Source organism: Pseudoalteromonas nanhaiensis, from assembly GCF_051235485.1.
In the GTDB taxonomy this organism is placed as follows: domain Bacteria; phylum Pseudomonadota; class Gammaproteobacteria; order Enterobacterales; family Alteromonadaceae; genus Pseudoalteromonas; species Pseudoalteromonas lipolytica_C.
Genome location: NZ_JBPNYQ010000004.1, coordinates 15,526 through 36,166, shown reverse-complemented (window position 1 = coordinate 36,166; position 20,641 = coordinate 15,526). Strand labels below are relative to the sequence as shown.

21 protein-coding genes are annotated in these 20,641 nt (G+C 41.3%); 5 read left to right on the top strand and 16 right to left on the bottom strand.

Features of this window, described 5'->3' with window-relative positions:
• The first annotated feature begins 38 nt into the window (after positions 1-38).
• Entirely contained in the window at positions 39-2,624 is a 2,586-nt protein-coding gene (locus tag ACSFVZ_RS05460; protein WP_435558301.1) for a TonB-dependent receptor plug domain-containing protein, read from the top strand.
• A 144-nt stretch (positions 2,625-2,768) separates the two neighbouring features.
• On the top strand, positions 2,769-4,253 hold the full coding sequence (locus ACSFVZ_RS05455; protein WP_435558300.1) for a tetratricopeptide repeat-containing sulfotransferase family protein: 1,485 nt from the start codon (positions 2,769-2,771) through the stop codon (positions 4,251-4,253).
• On the opposite strand, the gene ACSFVZ_RS05450 is transcribed toward ACSFVZ_RS05455, so the two are convergent.
• The 6 genes from ACSFVZ_RS05450 to ACSFVZ_RS05425 all read right to left on the bottom strand — a co-directional run bounded on the left by ACSFVZ_RS05450 (position 4,186) and on the right by ACSFVZ_RS05425 (position 8,144).
• Positions 4,186-5,088 carry an alpha/beta fold hydrolase gene (locus ACSFVZ_RS05450; protein ID WP_435558299.1) on the bottom strand — a complete coding sequence of 301 codons (903 nt, stop codon included), beginning with the start codon at positions 5,086-5,088 and terminating at the stop codon, positions 4,186-4,188. The genes ACSFVZ_RS05455 and ACSFVZ_RS05450 overlap by 68 nt on opposite strands.
• A 1,018-nt stretch (positions 5,089-6,106) precedes the next feature.
• On the bottom strand, positions 6,107-6,391 hold the full coding sequence (locus tag ACSFVZ_RS05445; protein ID WP_135926506.1) for a hypothetical protein: 285 nt from the start codon (positions 6,389-6,391) through the stop codon (positions 6,107-6,109).
• Positions 6,392-6,533: 142 nt separating this feature from the next.
• Complete coding sequence (gene fos / locus ACSFVZ_RS05440; RefSeq protein ID WP_135926945.1) at positions 6,534-6,932, bottom strand: FosG/FosC2-related fosfomycin resistance glutathione transferase; 399 nt, start codon at positions 6,930-6,932, stop codon at positions 6,534-6,536.
• A gap of 125 nt (positions 6,933-7,057) precedes the next feature.
• Positions 7,058-7,477: a hypothetical protein gene (locus ACSFVZ_RS05435; protein WP_138558990.1), complete on the bottom strand. Its 420-nt coding sequence runs from the start codon at positions 7,475-7,477 to the stop codon at positions 7,058-7,060.
• Positions 7,478-7,594: 117 nt separating this feature from the next.
• The gene (locus ACSFVZ_RS05430; RefSeq protein ID WP_135926504.1) at positions 7,595-7,798 is read right to left on the bottom strand and encodes a hypothetical protein; all 204 of its coding nucleotides are present in this window, start codon (positions 7,796-7,798) and stop codon (positions 7,595-7,597) included.
• A gap of 178 nt (positions 7,799-7,976) precedes the next feature.
• Positions 7,977-8,144, bottom strand: coding sequence for a hypothetical protein (locus ACSFVZ_RS05425; protein ID WP_421966538.1), 168 nt, complete (start codon positions 8,142-8,144; stop codon positions 7,977-7,979).
• Between the two features lie 386 nt (positions 8,145-8,530).
• Here ACSFVZ_RS05425 and rlmF point away from each other — a divergent pair, with 386 nt between their 5' ends.
• Together rlmF and ltaE are read left to right on the top strand one after the other, a co-directional pair.
• Complete coding sequence (gene rlmF / locus ACSFVZ_RS05420; RefSeq protein ID WP_435558297.1) at positions 8,531-9,436, top strand: 23S rRNA (adenine(1618)-N(6))-methyltransferase RlmF; 906 nt, start codon at positions 8,531-8,533, stop codon at positions 9,434-9,436.
• Between the two features lie 10 nt (positions 9,437-9,446).
• Positions 9,447-10,454 (top strand): low-specificity L-threonine aldolase, encoded by a 1,008-nt coding sequence (gene ltaE / locus ACSFVZ_RS05415; protein ID WP_435558296.1) that lies wholly within the window; start codon positions 9,447-9,449, stop codon positions 10,452-10,454.
• Here ltaE and ACSFVZ_RS05410 read toward each other — a convergent pair.
• The 10 genes from ACSFVZ_RS05410 to ACSFVZ_RS05365 form a co-directional block, all read right to left on the bottom strand.
• Positions 10,437-11,021, bottom strand: coding sequence for a thymidine kinase (locus ACSFVZ_RS05410; protein WP_135926501.1), 585 nt, complete (start codon positions 11,019-11,021; stop codon positions 10,437-10,439). The two genes, ltaE and ACSFVZ_RS05410, sit on opposite strands and share 18 nt — an antisense overlap.
• Before the next feature lie 108 nt (positions 11,022-11,129).
• Positions 11,130-11,597 carry a methylated-DNA--[protein]-cysteine S-methyltransferase gene (locus ACSFVZ_RS05405; protein WP_435558416.1) on the bottom strand — a complete coding sequence of 156 codons (468 nt, stop codon included), beginning with the start codon at positions 11,595-11,597 and terminating at the stop codon, positions 11,130-11,132.
• Positions 11,598-11,599: 2 nt separating this feature from the next.
• Complete coding sequence (locus tag ACSFVZ_RS05400; RefSeq protein ID WP_253040102.1) at positions 11,600-12,949, bottom strand: DNA-3-methyladenine glycosylase 2 family protein; 1,350 nt, start codon at positions 12,947-12,949, stop codon at positions 11,600-11,602.
• Positions 12,950-13,024: 75 nt separating this feature from the next.
• Positions 13,025-13,639, bottom strand: a complete 615-nt coding sequence (locus tag ACSFVZ_RS05395; RefSeq protein ID WP_435558295.1) for a superoxide dismutase — start codon at positions 13,637-13,639, stop codon at positions 13,025-13,027.
• A 15-nt stretch (positions 13,640-13,654) separates the two neighbouring features.
• Positions 13,655-14,161, bottom strand: a complete 507-nt coding sequence (locus ACSFVZ_RS05390; RefSeq protein ID WP_435558294.1) for a DUF2753 family protein — start codon at positions 14,159-14,161, stop codon at positions 13,655-13,657.
• Between the two features lie 122 nt (positions 14,162-14,283).
• Positions 14,284-14,769 carry a GNAT family N-acetyltransferase gene (locus tag ACSFVZ_RS05385; RefSeq protein WP_054552102.1) on the bottom strand — a complete coding sequence of 162 codons (486 nt, stop codon included), beginning with the start codon at positions 14,767-14,769 and terminating at the stop codon, positions 14,284-14,286.
• Between the two features lie 127 nt (positions 14,770-14,896).
• Positions 14,897-18,007, bottom strand: coding sequence for an efflux RND transporter permease subunit (locus ACSFVZ_RS05380; protein WP_435558293.1), 3,111 nt, complete (start codon positions 18,005-18,007; stop codon positions 14,897-14,899).
• 9 nt (positions 18,008-18,016) lie between these two features.
• Positions 18,017-19,141, bottom strand: a complete 1,125-nt coding sequence (locus tag ACSFVZ_RS05375; protein ID WP_435558292.1) for an efflux RND transporter periplasmic adaptor subunit — start codon at positions 19,139-19,141, stop codon at positions 18,017-18,019.
• Between the two features lie 58 nt (positions 19,142-19,199).
• Positions 19,200-19,379 carry a hypothetical protein gene (locus ACSFVZ_RS05370; RefSeq protein WP_435558291.1) on the bottom strand — a complete coding sequence of 60 codons (180 nt, stop codon included), beginning with the start codon at positions 19,377-19,379 and terminating at the stop codon, positions 19,200-19,202.
• A 23-nt stretch (positions 19,380-19,402) separates the two neighbouring features.
• Entirely contained in the window at positions 19,403-19,594 is a 192-nt protein-coding gene (locus tag ACSFVZ_RS05365) for a hypothetical protein (protein ID WP_435558290.1), read from the bottom strand.
• Positions 19,595-19,763: 169 nt separating this feature from the next.
• Here ACSFVZ_RS05365 and ACSFVZ_RS05360 point away from each other — a divergent pair, with 169 nt between their 5' ends.
• Positions 19,764-20,624 (top strand): cation diffusion facilitator family transporter, encoded by an 861-nt coding sequence (locus ACSFVZ_RS05360; protein WP_062567993.1) that lies wholly within the window; start codon positions 19,764-19,766, stop codon positions 20,622-20,624.
• Positions 20,625-20,641: the final 17 nt, after the last annotated feature.

The window sequence follows — 20,641 nt, the reverse complement described above, 5'->3', positions numbered from 1 at the left end:
GTGACCTAATCATAACTATTCTAACTGGGGAAGTCAGAATGAAATTCAAAAATAGCGCGCTGCAACAAGCAATTAAATTTGCTTTAGCAACAACAACTGCAGGTCTGTTTGTATCTGGATCTGTAATTGCGGCAGAAGAAGCAACTGAAGAAACAAAGGTTAATAAAAATGTAGAGAAGATTGCGGTAGTTGGTACCCGCTCTGCACCTCGCTCAATCGGTGACTCACCGGTACCAATCGATATCATCGGTGGTGAAGAGCTAGACAAAGGTGGTAACACCGATATGCTTGAGCTACTAAAAGGCTCTGTACCATCTTTTAACGTTCACCAAAACCCAATCAGTGATGCTGCATCACTTGTTCGTCCAGCAAACTTACGTGGTCTTCCTTCTGACAGTACACTTGTGCTTGTTAACGGTAAACGCCGTCACCGTGCATCAGTAATCGCTTTCTTAGGTGGTGGTATCAATGATGGTGCTCAGGGTGCCGATATCTCAGTTATTCCAAGCATTGCCTTAAAGCAAGTTGAAGTACTTCGTGATGGTGCAGCAGCTCAATACGGTTCTGATGCAATCGCCGGTGTAATGAACTTTGTATTAAAAGATGCCTCAGAAGGTGGCTCTTTCGAAATTCGTCAAGGCGAATACTATGAAGGCGATGGCGATACAACGCAAATTTCAGGTAACGTGGGCTTACCATTTACCGATAGCGGCTTTGCTAACTTAAGCTTCCAATATAAAACAGCTGACGCGACAAGCCGTTCAGTTCAACGCCCAGATGCTGCTGCACTTAACGCAGCGGGTGTACCAGAAGTATCTCCTCTTGCGCAAGTTTGGGGTGCACCTGAGGTTGATGACGATATCTCTATCTTCGGTAACATCGGTTTAGATATAAGCAACACAGCGCAATTCTATATGTTTGGTAACTACTCTGAGCGTGATGTACGTGGTGGTTTCTACTATCGTAACCCACATACTCGTCCGGGTGTTTATTCAAATGATGGCGGTGAAACACTACTTGTTGGTGATTTAACTGGCGATATGAGCGGTAACTGTCCTACCGATATCATGATTGATGATAACGTTTTAGATAACCAAAGATACATCGATCTAGTTGCTAACAACCCAGATTGTTTTGCGTTTAACGAAATGCTTCCGGGTGGTTTTACACCTAACTTCGGTGGTAACATCACAGATACTGCACTAACAATTGGTACTAAAGGTGAAATCACATCTGGTTTCCTTGAGGGTGCATACTATGACTTAAGCGGTACAGTTGGTTACAACGAATCACGCTATTTCATTTATGACACAATCAATGCGTCATTAGGCCCAGACAGCCCGCGTGACTTTAGCCCTGGTAAGTACTCACAATTAGAGAAAAACTTTAACGCTGATTTATCAAAAGGTTTTGACTTTGGTTTAGCGTATGACGTTAACGTTGCTGGTGGTCTTGAATGGCACGAAGAAACGTTTACAGTTGTATCTGGCGACGTAGCTTCATTTACTGCGGGCCCACTAACAGAGCAAGGTTTTGGTATCGGTTCAAATGGTTTCCCTGGTTTCAAACCATCTGATGCAGGCGAATATACACGTCGTAACTATGCAGCGTACGTTGATGTTGAAGCACCATTCACTGACGACTTCCTAATGGGCTTAGCGCTACGTTATGAAGATTACGATACATTCGGTTCAACAACTAACTATAAGTTAACGGCTCAATACCACTTAACTGAAGACCTGAATATTCGTGGTTCAATCAGTACTGGTTTCCGTGCTCCTACAGTTGGTCAAGCTAACGTAAGTAACGTACAAACTAACTTAAGCAGTGGTGTACTAGTTGACTCAGCACTATTACCACCAACAAACCCAATTGCTGTGCAATTAGGTGGTACAGAACTTCAACCTGAAGAATCGCAAAGCTACACTTTTGGTGCTGTATGGACAATTGGCGACTTATTCTTCACTATTGATTACTACAACATCCAAGTTGATGATCGTATCAGTCAATCAGACAAAATTGAGTTAAGCCAAGCAGACAAAGACACGCTTGAAGCGGCTGGTGTACCAAACGTACAAAACTTAGCGCAAGTAAGCTTCTTCACAAATGACTTTGATACAACAACACAAGGTGTTGACGCTGTTGCAAACTATTCAACTGAATTATTAGGTGGTAGTTCAACATTCAGCTTAGCGTATAACTGGAACGACACTGAAGTAACTAAGTCGAGCCCAATTACAGGTGAATTTAAAGTAAGCCGTTTAGAAAATGACTTACCAAATCACCGTGCAACGCTTAGCTGGGCACAACAGTGGGAGAACTTCTCTGCATTTACACGTGTTAACTACTATGGCGAATACCAAGGCGTTCACGTAGATTACGATGCAACAGCTAAAACAGCTGATGCAGCAGTAACAATTGATGCAGAAGTTACTTACTTCCTAACTGAAGAAATTAGCTTGTCAGTTGGTGCGACAAACTTATTCGACCAAGAAGCAGAAAAGCTTGATTTCTTCGACCGTACTGGCATCCCTAATAACAACTGGGGTGGTAAATACTACGAGACTTCACCATATGGTATTAACGGTGGCTTCTATTACGTGAAAGCTACATATACTTTCTAAATAGAGGTGCTTTCTAGGTTGAGAGATCAACCTAGAGAGTCTATACCCCAGACTTTTCTGGATATTTATAGTTAATCAAGGCGAAAGACATTTCGCCTTTTTCGTTTTATAGTAAATAAAAATAATCAACATCGCCCCATCATTATGCTGTTAGAAAAAGCGAATCAACTACTTGCTGAAAACAAACTAAAAGAAGCAGAGTTTCATTTTAAAACGATTCTTGATGCTGAACCCGAAAATGGCGAAGCATTATTTGGTTTAGGGCGAATCGCTCTGCGCCTAGAACGCTATGATGCGGCAGTATATCTATTACAGCGAGCTTGCGAGCGACTGCCGCACATGCTCGAGCCACTGCATGCCTTAGCGGATGCTTTTAATGGCGTTCACTCACCGCAAGATGCAGTGACTGTACTTGAATACGCAAAATCAATTGCCAGCCATAACCCTGAACCACATTATTACTTAGCCCAACACTATTTGACTTATGGCGAACTCGATAAAGCCTATAACATCTTAAAACATGCGCTAACTATGGGTAACTACCCTGTAAAAGCTTATATTTTATTTGAGTTGGTACAGTTTGCTCGGTTTAACAACGAACAAAACTACATAAACGAACTCCACCACTTCTTAACGTTAACCGATAACGTCCGCTTAAAAATGGTCTGTTACTACGCCCTCGGCAAGAGTTACGATGTACTTGGTGATACACAACAGGCGTTTGATTATTACAAGCTTGCAAATAAGTTTCAGTCTAAATTGACGCAATTTAAAACCGCTGAGCTAGTTCCATTTTATCAACGTGTTATTGAACAAAGTCACGCCCAATTAATTGCCTCACGCGATAAAACTTTTAAAGGGACAGTTACACCAATATTCATAATTGGTATGCCACGTAGCGGCTCTACACTCATAGAGCAAATGCTAACAAGTCATAGTGACTTTGCGAGCCTCGGAGAAGATGCCAGTATCAGTAATCAGGTTGTTGCTTATATTGAACAAAAAACTCAGCGCCCCTACCCTGATTGCTTAGCTGAATTAGATCAAGGGCTTATCAACACAGCCCGAAATATTTATATTGAACGCTTAAAGCAAGCACCAGTGGTGCGCCCCTTTATGATCAATAAGCTACCTTCAAACTATCAATCACTTGGGCTAATTTATTTATTGTTTCCAAACGCTAAATTCATCAATATGCAACGGGATTACAATGCCATTGCTTGGTCGGTGTTTAGCAACTACTTCGCAGAAAATGAACCCTACTTTTGTTCTCTACCCGAGTTTAAACAATACTATGATTTATATCAGCAGTTAATGGCACATTGGCACAACGTAATGCCAGAAGCTATTTTTGATTTAAGCTATGAGGAACTAGTGAGTGAAAGCGAACAAACATTAACAGCGTTGTGTAAATTCTTAAACATTGAGTACAACAAGCAATTTTTAAATTTTTATAAATCGAAAAAACCAGTGGCAACGCTCAGTAAAACGGCTGTAAGACAGCCGCTTAACGACAAAGCAATTGATAAATATAAACGCTACGAGAGCGCTATACACACACTTATGAATGAGCCTCAAACCAGTTCAGCAGATCAACAAACTGATCAAAACGCGCCTGTGGGTGAGTAAGCATATTTATGTGATCATAATCGACCTTATGGCCAAACTTACGGCCATAAATGGTCATGGTTTGCTTGCCAGTGCCCGACTCTTCCATAAACTTTGCAATATCAATTGGCTGACATAGTGCTTTATCTTTGATACCCGCAACGTGCATGATAGGTGGTAGCGCTTTATCGGCTAATGCTTTGGCGTAATCAAAGCCATCATCGGTGTCGACCCAAGGTTTACGTTTAGCCCATTGCATGCTTTGGTAATGCGATTTACGGGTTTCATCATCACTGCCCCACTTCAGCTTTTTAGCCGGAACAAAGCCATGCTTACGGGCAACTAAGGGTGCCAAGCCATACCAAATTAAATTACCTTGAATATACTTACTAGGATGATGATTATACAAAGACCGTTTAGAACCAAAATAGCCGCAAGCTTTCACATCATTAATCAACTCGGGAAAACGGGCAAACACACTGTTCATCAACACCCCGCCCCATGAGTGAGCAACCCAATAACGGGCAGGCTCGCCTTCAAGCTGTTTAATTTTATCTAGAAATGCAGGAATATCTTCTAAAATGGCCTCGGTCTGACCATACTTTGCATGCTTTGAAATCGCAGGCTTACTCTCACCACGACCGCGCAAATCAGCTACATAGCAAACATAACCATGCTCAGCTAAAAATGGCGCCAAGCCTTTATTGCTGTGGGTGTAAAAGATTTTGCCATTTTCAACTGCACCATGCATAAAAAACACCGCAGGGCCTTTCGCATCAGTCTTACTGATACGACGTAAATGTAGAGTTTGGCTTTCGGCGAGTTTAATAAACACCGATTCTTGTTTAATCGTCACGTTTGACCTTTTTATTCTTATAGACTCATCGTACCAGTATTAAGTTACGCCAGTCTATTAGGCAAAGCAAGTGTGAATGTGGCGATTGCCATTCAAATTGAGAATCTCAGGCACGATGAGATTTTGACTAAATTGTAACACCAGTGCAGAGCCATTATTTATCGATGTTAGAAGTTCGACTTGCAGGAGCCTTTGGCTAAATGAGCGCTAACAAAAAGGCTATGAAATGTGCTGAAGTCTTTATAGCTAAAGGGACAAAATTTTATGTAGGGAACACCAAAACAAAACGTGAGGGCATGCCTCACCAACAAACATTTTTCGTGGGCTTCACTTATAAGTTCTAGCAATCATGATGCACAATAAAGTAGGCATTATATGCTTTATTGCTTGCTTTATTAGGCATTATTTAGGTTTATTAATATCTTTAAGCTATCAAAGTTTGGTATTTCCTTTACTAACCAGTAACGATTATTTCTGACGAAAAACTTTCTCTAATAGGCTTTAAGACCTTCATCAATATTATGGAACAATGGAGCATTGAACCAAAAAATCAAAATGTTATTTTAGGCCTAGATATTCAAAACATACTGAACGAGAAAGCTTCTGGATTTAAAATAAACTTACCGGAGCCTTTTTAATTCGAACTTCTCATCGCATCCGAATATACAAATCAATACGAATTATTTTCCGTCCAGTACATCAAGCAAATACCCTTCGGGCTATGGTACCAAGAATGTAGAGAAGCAACGTGTGCACACAAAGATTTTGATGAAGGTCGTTCCGTAACAAAACGCTCAAGAGGGAACCTCAATGTTTAGCTACCTCTGAAGAATAGATCCTTAGAGCATTTACGTTAACTCGCTTTGTGGCAGTTATATTTATAACCCATCTTTGGACAAAAACACGTTAGAGTATTTAATCAATAACGCCCACAATAAGGGGCTGATTAATAGTTTGCTAAAATGTGATGCGGAGAGGAACCGAGCAAACTTTTAACAGTCCCGCTTTATTTGCCTTGTTATGTTGCTATTTTAAACCGCTCGTATTTTGTAGCATGTTCAGGTCGGTTCATTAAGTTTGCGGCATTAATCATATGCTCCCAAAACAAAACACCAGGGCTGATGTTGTTTTCCATTACACCATCTAATTCTTCCATAGCCAAACGAAGCTCGTTTACTGATAAGTAATGTAAAAAATCTTCTTTACTGTAACCAAAATCAGACTCTTTAATATCTGAGGGCAAAAGTTTATACGCGGCTAGTAACTCTTCTGATATTAGCTTCCACTTCTCAGTAGTACTCATAACTCTCCTAGCAACATAACGCCCTTGCTAAGTGGCTGACAACGCATAGCTACTCTACTTGAACAAACCACCGTAAACACTGTATCAAACTAGAATCAAAATTGCCGAGCGTTGACAGTCCATCTTGAGCAGTTTGTTATGTTTAAAGCCAAACAAGCCCACTATATGGTTTCGTTCTTAGAGATTCTAACCTGCTTTCCAGCGAACCTGAATGTATCTCTAGCTTGTGGCCATCAGGGTCTAAAATGTACAGTGATTGCCCTTCACTTTTGTTCTCTTTCCAAACATCTACCCCCAATGAAACGATGCGCTTCGCAAAGGCGTCAAATTCTTCAGATGCAATATCAAAAGCGACGTGGGTATAGTCGGCTTTTAGGCAAGGTTCATCGAGTGAAAGACAAAACCAGAGTTCACCTACAGATAAGTAAGCTCCCTTGTCCCATTTAGCATGAGCAGTGAACCCCAAAATATCTCTATAAAACTCAAGAGAGGATTCCAAGTCACTAACTGCAATAGTGATATGATTTAGTCCTAAAATCACCGCTTTCTCCATTAAACATAACGCCCGCATAATGGGCGGATAAAGCTTGGCTAAAATCGCGAAGAATGAGCGCCAGCCAAACTTTAGACGTCCATTTTTAATGCGCTTGTTAGGTGTACTTACACTCAAATGTTTTGTGTATATGCATTAATACCAATTAATTCGGAAACACCATTACCCGATTTTAAAGCGAAATTTATTGAAGAAACAAACATATCCAATGATAAAACTTCAAATTGAACCGTAAATTTTGCTGAATTCGATTCGCCATCTGAAACTGAAATAAATACAGCAGTATGGCCAGCAGAATCGATGCAATAAAACTTAAGAAAACAGTGTCCATAAGATGAGCCGACTTCACCTACTTCGAAGATTATTTCATCCGAATTAGACTTGGGAAAACTAGACAAATTTTCTGCGAGATCACGCAGCGATTGAGCATTAAAATACTGCTCCGTTTCTCCTGCGAATCGCTCATTGCATGCCTTAACCCATATTTTGGATGGATCATCTTGCAAAAACTCGAGCTCTAATCTGGGTTGCATCTATATGTACACCTAACATGTTTATAGCGAGCTAATCGCGCGTTTTTCTACCACAGCGTAGCTCGTTTTTCTTATTAGATTATTTCTAACAAACTTGTTAACTAATTACCAGTGTTATTAAAATTTAGGAGTTCTCGCTTTTACCTCAGGATAAAAACGAGCGATTGGGTCGTTTTTCTGACTATGCAAGCAATATATTTTGACAAAATAGAAAAGCAATTGCGGACGTTCGAAGCCCGCTTTTTTGAGAAATTCGCCAAACACGTCTTGGGGCAGAAACAAGTTAGCTTTTTCATCTGTCCGCTTTTTAAAATCAGACAAAATAGTACCGCGCGATCTAAACTTTATGTTACATAACACCCTTATTGCTCAATTACTTGTACTATTTTCTTTTCTGCTTCCTTCATAGTTTAAACTAACGTCTTACTCAAAAAGCATTATTTAACGCAGCGGCTGCTGTTTCGTATTTATAATATTAATCAGCTGTCACTTACCTCAATTAGTCTTTACACTCAAAACCTTTAGAGTCAACTTTGGCAATGTTGTCTTTATTGCCACACGCTTTAATTGCCATTTCAGTGTGATTGCGCTCATTGTATTGTTTAGCAATTGCGCCAAGGCTTAGCAAAATTACTACAGCTATCACTATTTTTTTAAATTTAGACATAAACATTCCTTTGAAAACAGACTACTTAAAACACAACGATTTTGCTCTTTTGATGGGGCATAGAGGCTCACATTACCAGTTGCTTAAGACGTAAAAGGTAAAAGAACAAAGAAAAATACTATTAGTCATTTTTTATAAGCTTCCTTGTTGTTTTTAATATTCAATTAAAATACACAGAAGCTCGATTCCTTCGATTGTCTTTTACAAGATAAAGTGCTTCATCTTCATTTTTAATTATTTTTTCTAACTATTTCAAGTTAAAAATGATTTTTGCATACCATGTTATTAATGAGACTAAGCAAAAATATCCACCGCAAACTAACTCAGAACAAAGATTTATTTGGTACAATCAGCCTTTGATATGGCTAACAGATAGGTTTTCCTTAATGCATCCGCGAAATCGCCACTTAAATGGCTACGACTTTACTTTGCTATGCAAAGATACTCCTGCCCTAACACCTTATATAACGCAAACGCCAGCGGGCACTGATACCATTGATTTCACCAATGCATTAGCGGTTAAAACCCTCAACCAAGCGTTATTAAAAAGCCATTATAAAATCGATTTTTGGGATTTGCCCGACAACTACCTTTGCCCACCGGTTCCTGGCAGAGTGGATTACATTCATCACTTGGCCGATTTATTAGCAAACGATAACCAAGGGCATATTCCGACGGGTAAGCAAGTAAAAGTGCTTGATGTAGGCACGGGTGCAAATGTGATTTACCCGCTTACTGGTAATCACGAATATGGCTGGCACTTCACAGGCTCCGATATTGATGCCTTGTCTGTTAAAATTGCCAAACAAATCGTGCAATTCAACCGCCTCAAAATTAATGTTAAGCAGCAAAACAACGCCGATAAAATGTTTAAGGGCGTGATATCGAATAAAGATGTTTTTCACCTAACTTTATGCAACCCACCGTTTCATGCCAGCGAGCAACAGGCCAAAGCAGGTACTGAGCGTAAATGGAAAAACCTTAACAAAGCGCCACAAAAAGCGCTTAATTTTGGTGGCCGCCAAAACGAGCTTTGGTGTGAAGGCGGTGAACGCGAATTTATCAGTAAAATGTGCATTGAGAGCCAAGATTTTGCAGAGCAATGTATTTGGTTTACATCACTTGTTTCAAAGTCTGACACTTTACCGCATATAAAAAAGTTACTTAGCACACTTGATGTGAAAGAATTAAAAGTTATAAAAATGGCACAAGGCCAAAAAATTAGTCGCTTTATTGCTTGGAGCTATTTTGACCAAGCTGACCGCGAAGCCATTCTTAACGAACTAGTATAAGGATAATAAGATGATCGACTTTCGTTCAGACACAGTTACAAAACCAACAGCAGCTATGCGCGCGGTCATGAATGACGCCCCAGTAGGCGACGACGTTTATGGTGACGACCCAAGCGTTAATCAACTTGAACAATTTGCTGTTGAGCGCCATGGCTTCGAAAGCGCCCTTTATTGCAGCTCTGGCACGCAAGCAAACTTACTAGCATTGATGGCACATTGTGAGCGTGGCGACGAATATATTTGTGGTCAACAAGCGCATAACTACAAATTTGAGGGTGGCGGTGCTGCTGTATTAGGTTCTATTCAACCACAACCAATTGAAAATAATGCCGATGGCAGCCTAGATTTAAACAAAGTTGTGGCTGCAATTAAAGCTGATGACTTTCACTTTGCTAAAACCAAACTACTTAGCTTAGAAAACACCATTGGCGGCAAAGTTCTCCCGCTAAGCTATCTTAAACAAGCTAGAGAATGTGTTGATAAACATAACCTTGCTCTGCACTTAGACGGTGCCCGCGTGTATAACGCTGCGGTTAAGTTAGGTGTTGATATCACTGAGATCACCCAGTATTTTGATTCAGTATCTATTTGCTTATCAAAAGGACTCGGCGCGCCGGTTGGCTCACTATTATTAGGTAGCAAAGCACTGATTGATAAAGCGCGCCGCTGGCGTAAAGTACTTGGTGGTGGTATGCGCCAAGCGGGTATGCTGGCAGCTGCTGGCCAGTATGCACTTGAGCATCACGTAGCAAGGCTTGCTGAAGATCACGATAACGCGGCGTATTTGGCAGAGCAGTTAAACACGTTAACTGGTTTTGATACGTCAACTTTTCAAATCGATACCAACATTGTTTACGCAGATGTTGCCGAACATATCGATTTAAAAGCAGTGGCACATGCGCTCAAAGAGCAAAACATGCTGTTTTCACCGGGTAAACCACTGCGATTAGTGACCCATTTAGGCGTCACTAAGCAAGAAATTGATAGCTTTATCTCGGCATTAGCGGCCGAGATTTAACGCTTCTTTATAATGTTTGCGGCACACCGATACATATCGGTCGTTGCCGCCAATTTCTACCTGATTACCGTCTGCAATCGCTTTGCCATGCTCATCAGTACGCAGTACATGGTTAGCTTTACGACCGCAATGACAAACTGTTTTTAACTCAATAAGTTTGTCAGCCCAGGCAAGTAGGTATTGTGAACCACTAAATAGCTCACCTCTAAAATCGTTACGTAAGCCATAACACAGCACCGGAATACCAAGCTCATCAACCACATCTGTTAATTGCATTACTTGCTCTTTTGATAAGAACTGGCACTCATCAACTAAAATACAATGGCGCTTTTGCTCTGCGTTTAATGATTTGATCAATTCAAATACATCGATATCAGCATCAAAAATATGGGCATCAGCTTGTAAACCAATTCGTGAAGACACCTTGCCAACACCTGCTCTATCATCAATAGCCGCAGTTAAAATAACCGGTTCCATACCACGCTCGCGGTAGTTAAATGCAGATTGTAAAAGTGTGGTAGATTTGCCTGCATTCATTGCAGAATAATAAAAGTACAGCTGTGCCATGATGTTGCCCAAATTTTAAAGTCGCAATATGCTACCCTAATCGCGCGGCAACATCATCTATTACCTTACTCTTATTACTTGAAACCTTGTCCCAGTAAAATTGCTGTTTTATAACAAGCCTTCGTGCTTCAGTAACCACTCTTTTCTTTCAAGGCCACCCGCATAGCCTGTGAGTTTACCGTTTGCGCCAATAATCCGATGGCATGGCACAATAATACTAATGGGGTTTTTACCATTTGCAGCCCCCACTGCACGCACCGATTTTGGGTTATTAATCGCAAGTGCAATATCTTGGTAACTCTTGCTTTGACCAAACTCAACTTCTATCAGTGCACGCCATACTTGCTTTTGAAACTGGGTACCTCGGGTATCTAGCGGAACAGTAAAACGCCTACGCTCGCCGTTAAAGTATTCATTAAGCTCACTTATACATATTAAAATGGGTGTAAGGGTGTGCTCATCAACAACCTCTGTTTGCATCTCAACCACCGGGTAGAAGCCAACGTAACTGACGCCTTTTGACGTACTTTGAATGGTAATATCGCCAATCGGGCTTGGCATAATAACTTGTTGCATACTCATAATTGTTGCCATAGTTGAAAAGTTAAATAAGAGCGAAATGGCGCACAGTGCTCGCTATTAAATTCGCTTATTCCAGCGAGGGCTTTTTTAACCCCTAAGTCGCCTGCCAATAAAATATCGGGGTGGCTTTGACCGCGTAGTTTGGCGTAATTAACTGTCCATGGGCCAATGCCTTTGAGCTCTAACCAATTATCAAGCTCTTGATTATCTGGGTTTTGCTGACAATAAGCACTTAAACGACGTAGCGCATCTTTGCGTGATTGTGGCATTTTAAAAAAATCGAGTTCAGAATTGGCAACCCATTCAGGGCTTGGAAAATAGTGGTTATTACTTTGCTGATTAAACTCATTTACAAGCTGTGTTACTAGGTTATGAGCCGCTGTAACACTCACTTGCTGACCAAGTACCGCACGAATACCGGCTTCATACTCAGACCAAATTCCCGGCAAACGAAGCCCAACACAAAGCGGCATTGCGCCTTTTAGCTCTGCATTTAAATGCTGTTCAATAGTGTGCGTGTCGGCATCTAAATCAAGCACACGACGAATGTTATGGATCACTTGCTGTAAATAGCGGGTGTTATCGATATCAATAACCACTTTAAAATGGTTTTTATGCTCAACAAAATGCGCGGTAAATTGCCCTTGGCAATATTTATCTTTAAAAGTGCGACCATAGCTCGTTGCGCTTAGCCATTCTAGACCACTAATTAAGCGGCGCTGTAAAAAGTCATGGAGTGCTTGCCAGTTATAAGGCGGCCTAAATGCCAGTGTTAGAGTTAATGTTGATGCTGGTTTTTTATCTGACTTGCGTAACTTTGACGGGGCGATATTTAACTGCTTTAAAAAAGCATCATTAAAACGACGAATACTATTAAAGCCTGCCGCAAATGCGATATCAGCTACCGACAAATCAGTTTGTTGTAATAGCTGCTTGGCAAAATTGCATTGGTTAAATAATCGATATTGGGTGATCGACAGTCCAAAATGTTGGTTAAACAAACGGCGTAAATAGCGGCTCGACACCCCTAGCCTGTCTGCTAAAACCTCACAGTCGTAAGCCTCGCCTTTATCAATCAGTTGTTTTGCGCGTAATGCGGTTGTTTTAGTACCTAGCCAAGCTGGGCTATTCGGAGCACTGTCTGGGCGACAGCGAATGCAGGGCCGAAAACCATCTTGCGCAGCCAAGTGCGCATATTGATAATACTCAACGTTCTTTTCTTGTGCCGTTGGTGCAGGGCAAATGGGTCTGCAATAAATGCCAGTGCTTTTTACAGCAACAAAGAACACCCCATCAAAGCGTGGGTCGCGGCTTTGCCTTGCAGTTTGCCATTGTTGGCTAGTCATAATTATTCTCGTTACACGCTAATACCGTTAGCTTAACTGAATATTATTTTTTGACTAGCCAGTTTCGGACCTTAACTATTTTTTAATTGCTGCTAAATATCGGCGCTCAACTTCCGGCCAATTGATCACTTCGTAAAATGCCGCAATATATTCAGGACGACGATTTTGATACTTCAAGTAATATGCATGCTCCCACACATCAAGCCCTAAAATAGGCGTGTGATTTTGCATCAGTGGGCTATCTTGATTAAGGCTACTTTCAACAACCAACTGGTTATTATCATCAACACATAACCACGCCCAGCCACTGCCAAAGCGGCTTACCGCTGCATTAGTAAATTGCTCTTTAAACTCATCAAAGCTACCAAATGTATCAACAATGGCTGCATTTAACTCTGCACTTGGCATACCGCCGCCATTAGGTGACATAACTTGCCAAAATAATGAGTGATTATGATGGCCACCCACATGCTCTTGCACTGCTTTTTGTAATGACTCAGGCATTGATGAAATAGTGCGCAGTAATGTTTCAGCATCTTGCTCAGAGTAATGACTGCCCTCTAGTGCAGCATTTGCTTTATTGATATAGGTTTGATGATGCAAGGTGTGATGAATTTCCATGGTTTTCGCATCAATGTGCGGCTCGAGTGCATCATAGTCATATGCTAAATCGGGTAATGTAAAAGGCATACTGATTCCTTATCGTTAGTGTAATAACTGCGTTTTGTGGGGATGGTCAGCTAATAGCTGATTGATTCGGTTAATAAGTGCCGGAAATGCCGATGCCATGCTGGCAAACTTAACCAGTTCATAATAGGTTTTATGATGATGGTGCAGCACCAAGGTGCAAACATGTTGCTCTGGGTGATTCAAAAGCACGCTTAATCGTTGATGAGCATGGCAAAGCCACGTACAGGCTTTATCGGGTTTTTGCATGACTTTAAAGGTGTCAGCTAGATTCAAAGTAGCAACAACAAATGCTGCAATACAATGTTCTAGCGAGCGTGTTACCGACTGGTTGATCGGGATATTAGAAAATTGCGCAAGAAGTGTTTCGGCGCAGCTGCTTGCAACCGTGTAATGATCACGTGCAGTAATAAGCTCGCCAGTTTCAAATGCTAAGTTGCCTTGATAAATTGCACTTTGCCAAGGGGCAAGCGCATCATCAATGGCGTTTGCAGTTAAAGGTGTGTGGCGTGTTGTTTGAGTCATAAAAATCACCTGCACTTATACCAATCTTTGTATGTGTATTTAAACTACACACAGAAAAGGTTAAATGCAAATGATTTTTATTTATATTGGTATTTGTTGATTTTAAGCTATATCAAAATTACTTATTGATGCGCAAAGTCAATAAGCTCTTGACCTGTCAGGCGATAAATAATCCATTCGTTTTGTGGTTTAGCACCAATGCTGTCGTAAAAATCAATGGCTGGCTTATTCCAATCAAGTACCACCCACTCAAAACGACCACAGTCTTTTTCGAGTGCTTGCTTAGCGAGATATTGCATAATTTGCTTACCGGCACCTTTACCACGGCTATCTGCACTGACGTAAAGATCTTCTAAATACAAACCATTTTTGCCAAGCCATGTAGAGTAATTATAAAAATACACTGCAAAACCAATTGGCGTGTCGCCCTCTAAACAAATAACACTATGAGCCGTAGCACCTTCACTGAATAATGTTTTTAAAATAGCTTGCTCGTCTGTTTTAACTGCGTCGGGTTCTTTTTCGTAAATAGCAAGTTCGGTAATAAAATGTAGGATTGTTGCAGCATCACTCGCGACTGCCGGACGAATTGTAATTGCGTTACTCACTCTGTATTCCTTTTTTACATCATTATTGTAACGCCCAGTTTATAAGGGCTTTAGTATGGTGTAAACGCCCTTTACAGAAATACACGGCATTAAAAAAGGGGCTACTAAAAGTTAGCCCCATTTTGCTTTATTTAGTCATCGACTTATAAAGTACCGGCAGTACAAATAAAGTTAAGAATGTTGCACTGACCAAGCCGCCAACAATAACCGTTGCAAGTGGCTTTTGTATTTCAGCCCCTATGCCTGTGCTTAATAACATCGGAATAAGTCCAAGCATTGAAGTAAGCGCGGTCATTAGTACGGGTCTGAGCCGTGAAACAGCCCCTTCAAATACCGCTTTATCTTTGCTATCGCCGTGACCCACTCGGTGATTAATGCTTTCAACCATCACCACACCATTCAATACAGCAACACCAAACAGCGTAATAAACCCTACAGAACTAGGTACAGATAAGTATTGCCCAGAGACATACAATGCAATCACCCCACCAATCACAGCCAAAGGAACATTGACAAGAATAAGCACCACTTGCGATAAGTTACTAAAGGCAAAATAAAGCAATAACGTGATGAGTAATAAGGCCACTGGCACCACTATCATTAGCCGCTTTTGTGCCCGTTGTTGGTTTTCGAACTGGCCGCCAATCGCCACGCTGTAACCACTTGGTAACTGCAATTTATCAGCAATCGCAGTACGAATATCCGCAACCACAGAGCCCATATCACGCCCTTGTACATTCGCTTGAATGACTATGCGTCTTTGAACATCATCGCGACGAACTTGCGGAGCGCCAGACTCAATCTGTACATCGGCTACATCACCTACCCTAACAATGGCACCCGCGGGGGTACGCAGTCGAAGATCAGCAATCACATTTGGGTTTTGGCGATAACTTTGCGCTATACGCACATAAATATCATAGCGCTCATTGGCATTAATAATTTGCCCTGCTGATTGCCCACCAATACCGTGCTGGACTACATCCATTAAATCAGCTACCGATAAACCAAAACGCGATAACGCCAAACGGTTGGGTTTAACTATAAGCTGTGCTTCGCCGCCTATTTGCTCCATCGCGACATCTTTAGCGCCAGGTATTTGCTGAACTAGCTGCTCAATTTGTTGGCCTTTTTCACTTAAAACAGCCAAATCACTTCCGAACAACTTAATGGCCAATTGAGCTTTTACCCCCGATAAAAGCTCATCTACTCGGGTTGCTATGGGTTGTGAAAAGTTAAACAAAAGCCCAGGGAATTGCTCCAGCTTGGCTTCCATTAGCTGTTGCAATTCGACACGTGAATTCGCGTTAACCCATTGATCATGTGGCTTTAAACCTAAATAGATTTCTATGTTGTTAACCGGTTCAGGATCACCCCCTACTTCTGCCCGACCGATTCGGCTCAGCGCATATTCCACCTCGTTAAATTCAAGCAACATGGCTTCAAGCTTTGGAGCCACTGAGATTGCTGTTTCGAGACTTGCAGATGGAGCAAGAGTCACACGTAGATTAATCGTGCCTTCTTCAAGTTCTGGCACAAATTCAGTACCCAGCTTTGGTAGCATAACAGCCGCTACAATTAGTAATAACCCTGCAATAGCTAAAACGCTGCGTTTAGCCTGCAATGCTTTTTGTAAAGCCCGTTGATAAAGCATATCGATAGGTTTTAGTAAGATACTTTGCTTTACTGTCACGCCCTTAGCAAATAAATAAACACACAGTGCTGGCACCACAACTAAGGCAACAATTACAGCGCTAATAATCGCAAGCATAATACTCACAGCCATTGGCTGAAATAACTTAGCCTCAACGCCTTCAAAGCTAAACAGTGGTAAAAATACCGTAAGAATAATCAAAGAGGCAAAAAAGATAGGCCGTGCGACTTCTTTAGCAGCAATTGCAACCAGCTCGGCGGGTGGCTTATGTTGATTGTGCTTCATCCCTAAGTGCCTAAATACATTTTCTACCATAACAACCGAGCCATCTACCAGCATGCCGATGGCAACAGCTATACCCCCTAATGACATTAAGTTAGCCGATAAGCCAAGCCATGCCATTACACTCAATGCTAAGCCAATCGAGATAGGGATTGACAGTAACACCAAAAATGTTGCTCTTAAATCCAACAAAAATAGCGCTAATATAATGATAATAAACACAAAAGCTAAAAGCAGTGCATCAATAACCGTTTGTACCGCTTGGCTAATAAGCTCTGCTTGGTCGTAAATGGCTTTAAATTCAACCCCCTTTGGCAGTGCTTGATTTATCATCTCGACACGCGCGTTAATGCCATCAATAGTTTGCTTGGTATTAGCGCCCATTCTTTTCAGCACGATACCAGTCACCACTTCACCACGATTGACTATTTCGCCTTGTTCATTGCGTTTAGATAAGGTGACAGCGCCTTGGCGAATTTCACTACCAAGCTCAACATTCGCAACATCAGCCACTTTAACGACCGTCCCATCAATGGTTTTGATAGGTGTTTGTGCTATCTCAGCAAGCCCTTTGTCTTCTGGGGTAAACCAACCTGTACCACGAATAACAAGCTGCTCTTGACCACGATTCATATACCAGCCACCCACATTACTGTTGTTAGCATCTAGAGCGTCACTAACATCTTGCTGTGTTAAGTCATAAGCAAGTAACTTGTTGGGGTTTATGTTCACTTGATACTGCTTAACCTCACCGCCAAATGACAGAATATCGGTCACACCATCAATAGGTAATATAAGTAATTTAACCACCCAATCATTTAAACTGCGCAGTGCCATGCTATCTATGTTGGCATCTGGCTTTGCTTCAAGTAAATACTGATAGATTTGTCCAAGTCCTGATGTATTAGGGCCCATGGTTGGCATACCCACACCAGCTGGGATCAACTCTTTAGCAGACTGCAAACGTTCAAAAACCAGTTGCCTAGCAAAGTAAATATCAACACCTTCTTTAAACACCACAGTGACGCCCGATAACCCCGTTTTAGAAATAGAACGCACCTGCTCTACATCGGGAAGTGAATACATCACTGCTTCTATCGGGTATGTGATCAGCTCCTCAACTTCTTCAGCCGCAAGCCCTGGTGCTTCGGTATTCACCGCAACTTGCACATTTGTCACATCAGGAAAGGCATCTAAATTAAGTTTTGGGATCATAAATGCACTCACTGCAATCGCTGCAAGTAAGGCCAATACCACCAGTAAACGGTTCTTTATCACCGCCTCTATTAATAAATTAAACATGCGTCACCTCTAGTGATTATGCGGATCAAATCCGCCTTTAGCTAGCTGTGATGCAATAAAAAAAGCACCTTGGGTGACAACTTCAAGCCCGGCTTTAATACCTAACACTTCGCGATAATCACCAAAACTTCTGCCAAGGGTTACTTCTTGTGCGACAAAACCACCATCGTCATCAACAACAAATAATTGCCAGTCACCATCTGCGCTGCGAGTTAAAGCATTTTCTGGTACAGCAAGAACCGCTTGGTCTGTTTCAAAATGAAAATACACATCGGCAAACATGCCCGGATGCAAACTATGCTGAGTGTTTTTTACTTCGAGCCTAACGGTTCGTGAGCGTGTTTGTTCATCAATGGTATGTGCTTCTTGAATGACTGTTGCTAGATAGCGATTACCGTTTACTTCTAACAGCGCTGTCGAGCCATTATTAATAATACGGTCTTGGTTCGATGAAAGCTGAGCTGCAACCCAAAGCGCTGATTCATCAGCAATCAGCATCAACTCAATCCCCGAATCAACTCGCTGGCCTTGGGCGAAGTTATCGGTTAAAACAGCACCGGATGTTTGTGCAAATAAGGTATATTCGCCGAGTTTTTCTGGGCTTATAGTCAGTGTTTGAGTTATGGCTTGTTTTGATAAACCAAAGGCAACTAAGCGGCTATAAGCTACTTCATACTCGGCTTTGGCAGTCAAGATTTGCTTTTTGCTCACCGTGCCTGGTGTCATTTTAGTTAGCCGTTTTAACTCTGCTTCGGCCAATCTAAATTCAGTTTGCTGGCTGGCAACTTCGCCACTAAATAAGGTGACTAAAGAGTCACCTTTATTTACATGCTGCCCTAACAAGGCATGGCGCTTTACAACGATTGAATCAACGCGCGGTGACACCACATAACTGGCATAACCATTGGCTTTAATTTCGCCCGGTGCATATAAGGTTTGATTGTGTTTTTTCAGTACAAGGCGCTCAACCTTGATATTAGCTAGTTGCTGTTGCTGCTCAGTTAAATTGACTTCATTAGCATGCTCAGCTTGTTCATTTTCTTGATGTTCATGTGCTTCTTTCGCAGAATTATTTGTCACATACATAAAGCATACGCAAAGTAATGCGTAACGCATAAAATTTCTTAAAAACATATATCGTCTCTTACTTAAAATGGGCTAAGCCCAAATAAAATCTAAAAAGGGTTTTGGATTAAGTAAGATCTAAAATAGGTGGGCGATGTAACGGCGCTAAATCTGCTGATGTGAAGTTTAAATCGAGAGATTCAATTTTAGTAAAATAGGTATCAGCAGGCTCGGTCAATTGCAGCGAATCGACAAACACAGGGCTGTGACAAACATGACAATGGCCTTTTTCGGCTGAATCAGACAACTGTTTGCTAAGTTCGGTGTGCTCTAATTGGTGTAGCTGATGATCGCCATTGATAGCGCAATGGGCTTCAAGATCAATTTCTTCAGATAATCAATTTCTTCAGATAGTAGTACCGAGGTGTGATTAAACGCAGCATTATGATCGGCCACATCAAAGCTATCCAGCAGTGGCTGGAGCAATAATACGCTAATCAAAATAAAAAATGCAGCTTTCACATTGAGCCTAAAATTAGAACTAAAAATTGGTACAACGGCGTTAAATTAACAAATCCATCAGCATTTGAACAGAAAATTATAATCTGTACACGAACAAATCATTATAAACTTTTCAATACCACAGCACGCATGGTATAAAAATAAAGCAAATCAATAACTAGGTATTTTTATGGGACACGGACACCACCACCATCACGATACAAATAACCAAAGCACCCGCCAACTCATGCTGGCAGTGGTAATTAATGTGTTATTAACCGTCGCTCAGGTGATTGGCGGACTCGTTTCTGGCAGCTTATCGTTAATTGCTGATGCGCTGCACAATTTAAGTGATGCCTCATCGTTATTCATTGCCATAATTGCCCGAAAAATAGGTGCCAAACCTGCCAATGATCGTTATCAATACGGTTATAAACGCGCTGAAATTTTAGCAACCTTATTTAACAGTTTAAGTTTAATTGTGATTGGTGGTTACCTAATTGTTGAAGCCATCTCCAACTATTTAAACCCAGAGCCCATAGACGGCTGGATCATCATTTGGGTTGCAGGTTTTGCACTGGTTGTTGACTTATTCACCGCGCTTTTAACTTACAAAGCAGGTGCGAAAGACAGCATGAATATTCGTGCTGCGTTTATACATAATGTGTCTGATGCATTAGCGTCTGTGGTGGTGATCATTGCGGGTACCTTAATTATTCTTTATCAATGGTATGTTGTTGATTTAATTGCCACCATGCTGATTTCGGTATACGTCATTTACCATGGTATTTTGCTGCTAATAGCGAGCAGTAAAATTTTAATGCAGGCAGCCCCCGATAGTTTTGCGCTACCAGAAGCTATCACTGAACTTAAAGCCCAATTTGCAATCACTGATATTGATTACCTTAAAACATGGCAGATAGATGACCATCACATTCATTGTGAGCTTAAGTTTAGTGCCAAGCAAAGCATTCAAAACGATGAAATACGTCACTTTTTACATGAAAACTTTGCTATTGAAAGCTGCACCATAGAACAAGTTTTAGTGTAAATGTATCGCGTTATCAT

Bases quoted from the DNA above. Each gene is read 5' to 3' on its own strand.
- ACSFVZ_RS05425 (WP_421966538.1), bottom strand. From the start codon at position 8,144: ATGTCTAAATTTAAAAAAATAGTGATAGCTGTAGTAATTTTGCTAAGC.
- rlmF (WP_435558297.1), top strand. From the start codon at position 8,531: ATGCATCCGCGAAATCGCCACTTAAATGGCTACGACTTTACTTTGCTA.
- ACSFVZ_RS05360 (WP_062567993.1), top strand. From the start codon at position 19,764: ATGGGACACGGACACCACCACCATCACGATACAAATAACCAAAGCACC.
- ACSFVZ_RS05405 (WP_435558416.1), bottom strand. From the start codon at position 11,597: ATGCAACAAGTTATTATGCCAAGCCCGATTGGCGATATTACCATTCAA.
- ACSFVZ_RS05410 (WP_135926501.1), bottom strand. From the start codon at position 11,021: ATGGCACAGCTGTACTTTTATTATTCTGCAATGAATGCAGGCAAATCT.
- ACSFVZ_RS05390 (WP_435558294.1), bottom strand. From the start codon at position 14,161: ATGACTCAAACAACACGCCACACACCTTTAACTGCAAACGCCATTGAT.
- ACSFVZ_RS05460 (WP_435558301.1), top strand. From the start codon at position 39: ATGAAATTCAAAAATAGCGCGCTGCAACAAGCAATTAAATTTGCTTTA.
- ACSFVZ_RS05380 (WP_435558293.1), bottom strand. From the start codon at position 18,007: ATGTTTAATTTATTAATAGAGGCGGTGATAAAGAACCGTTTACTGGTG.
- ACSFVZ_RS05435 (WP_138558990.1), bottom strand. From the start codon at position 7,477: ATGCAACCCAGATTAGAGCTCGAGTTTTTGCAAGATGATCCATCCAAA.
- ACSFVZ_RS05445 (WP_135926506.1), bottom strand. From the start codon at position 6,391: ATGAGTACTACTGAGAAGTGGAAGCTAATATCAGAAGAGTTACTAGCC.
- ACSFVZ_RS05400 (WP_253040102.1), bottom strand. From the start codon at position 12,949: ATGACTAGCCAACAATGGCAAACTGCAAGGCAAAGCCGCGACCCACGC.
- ACSFVZ_RS05375 (WP_435558292.1), bottom strand. From the start codon at position 19,141: ATGTTTTTAAGAAATTTTATGCGTTACGCATTACTTTGCGTATGCTTT.
- ACSFVZ_RS05455 (WP_435558300.1), top strand. From the start codon at position 2,769: ATGCTGTTAGAAAAAGCGAATCAACTACTTGCTGAAAACAAACTAAAA.
- ACSFVZ_RS05395 (WP_435558295.1), bottom strand. From the start codon at position 13,639: ATGCCTTTTACATTACCCGATTTAGCATATGACTATGATGCACTCGAG.
- ltaE (WP_435558296.1), top strand. From the start codon at position 9,447: ATGATCGACTTTCGTTCAGACACAGTTACAAAACCAACAGCAGCTATG.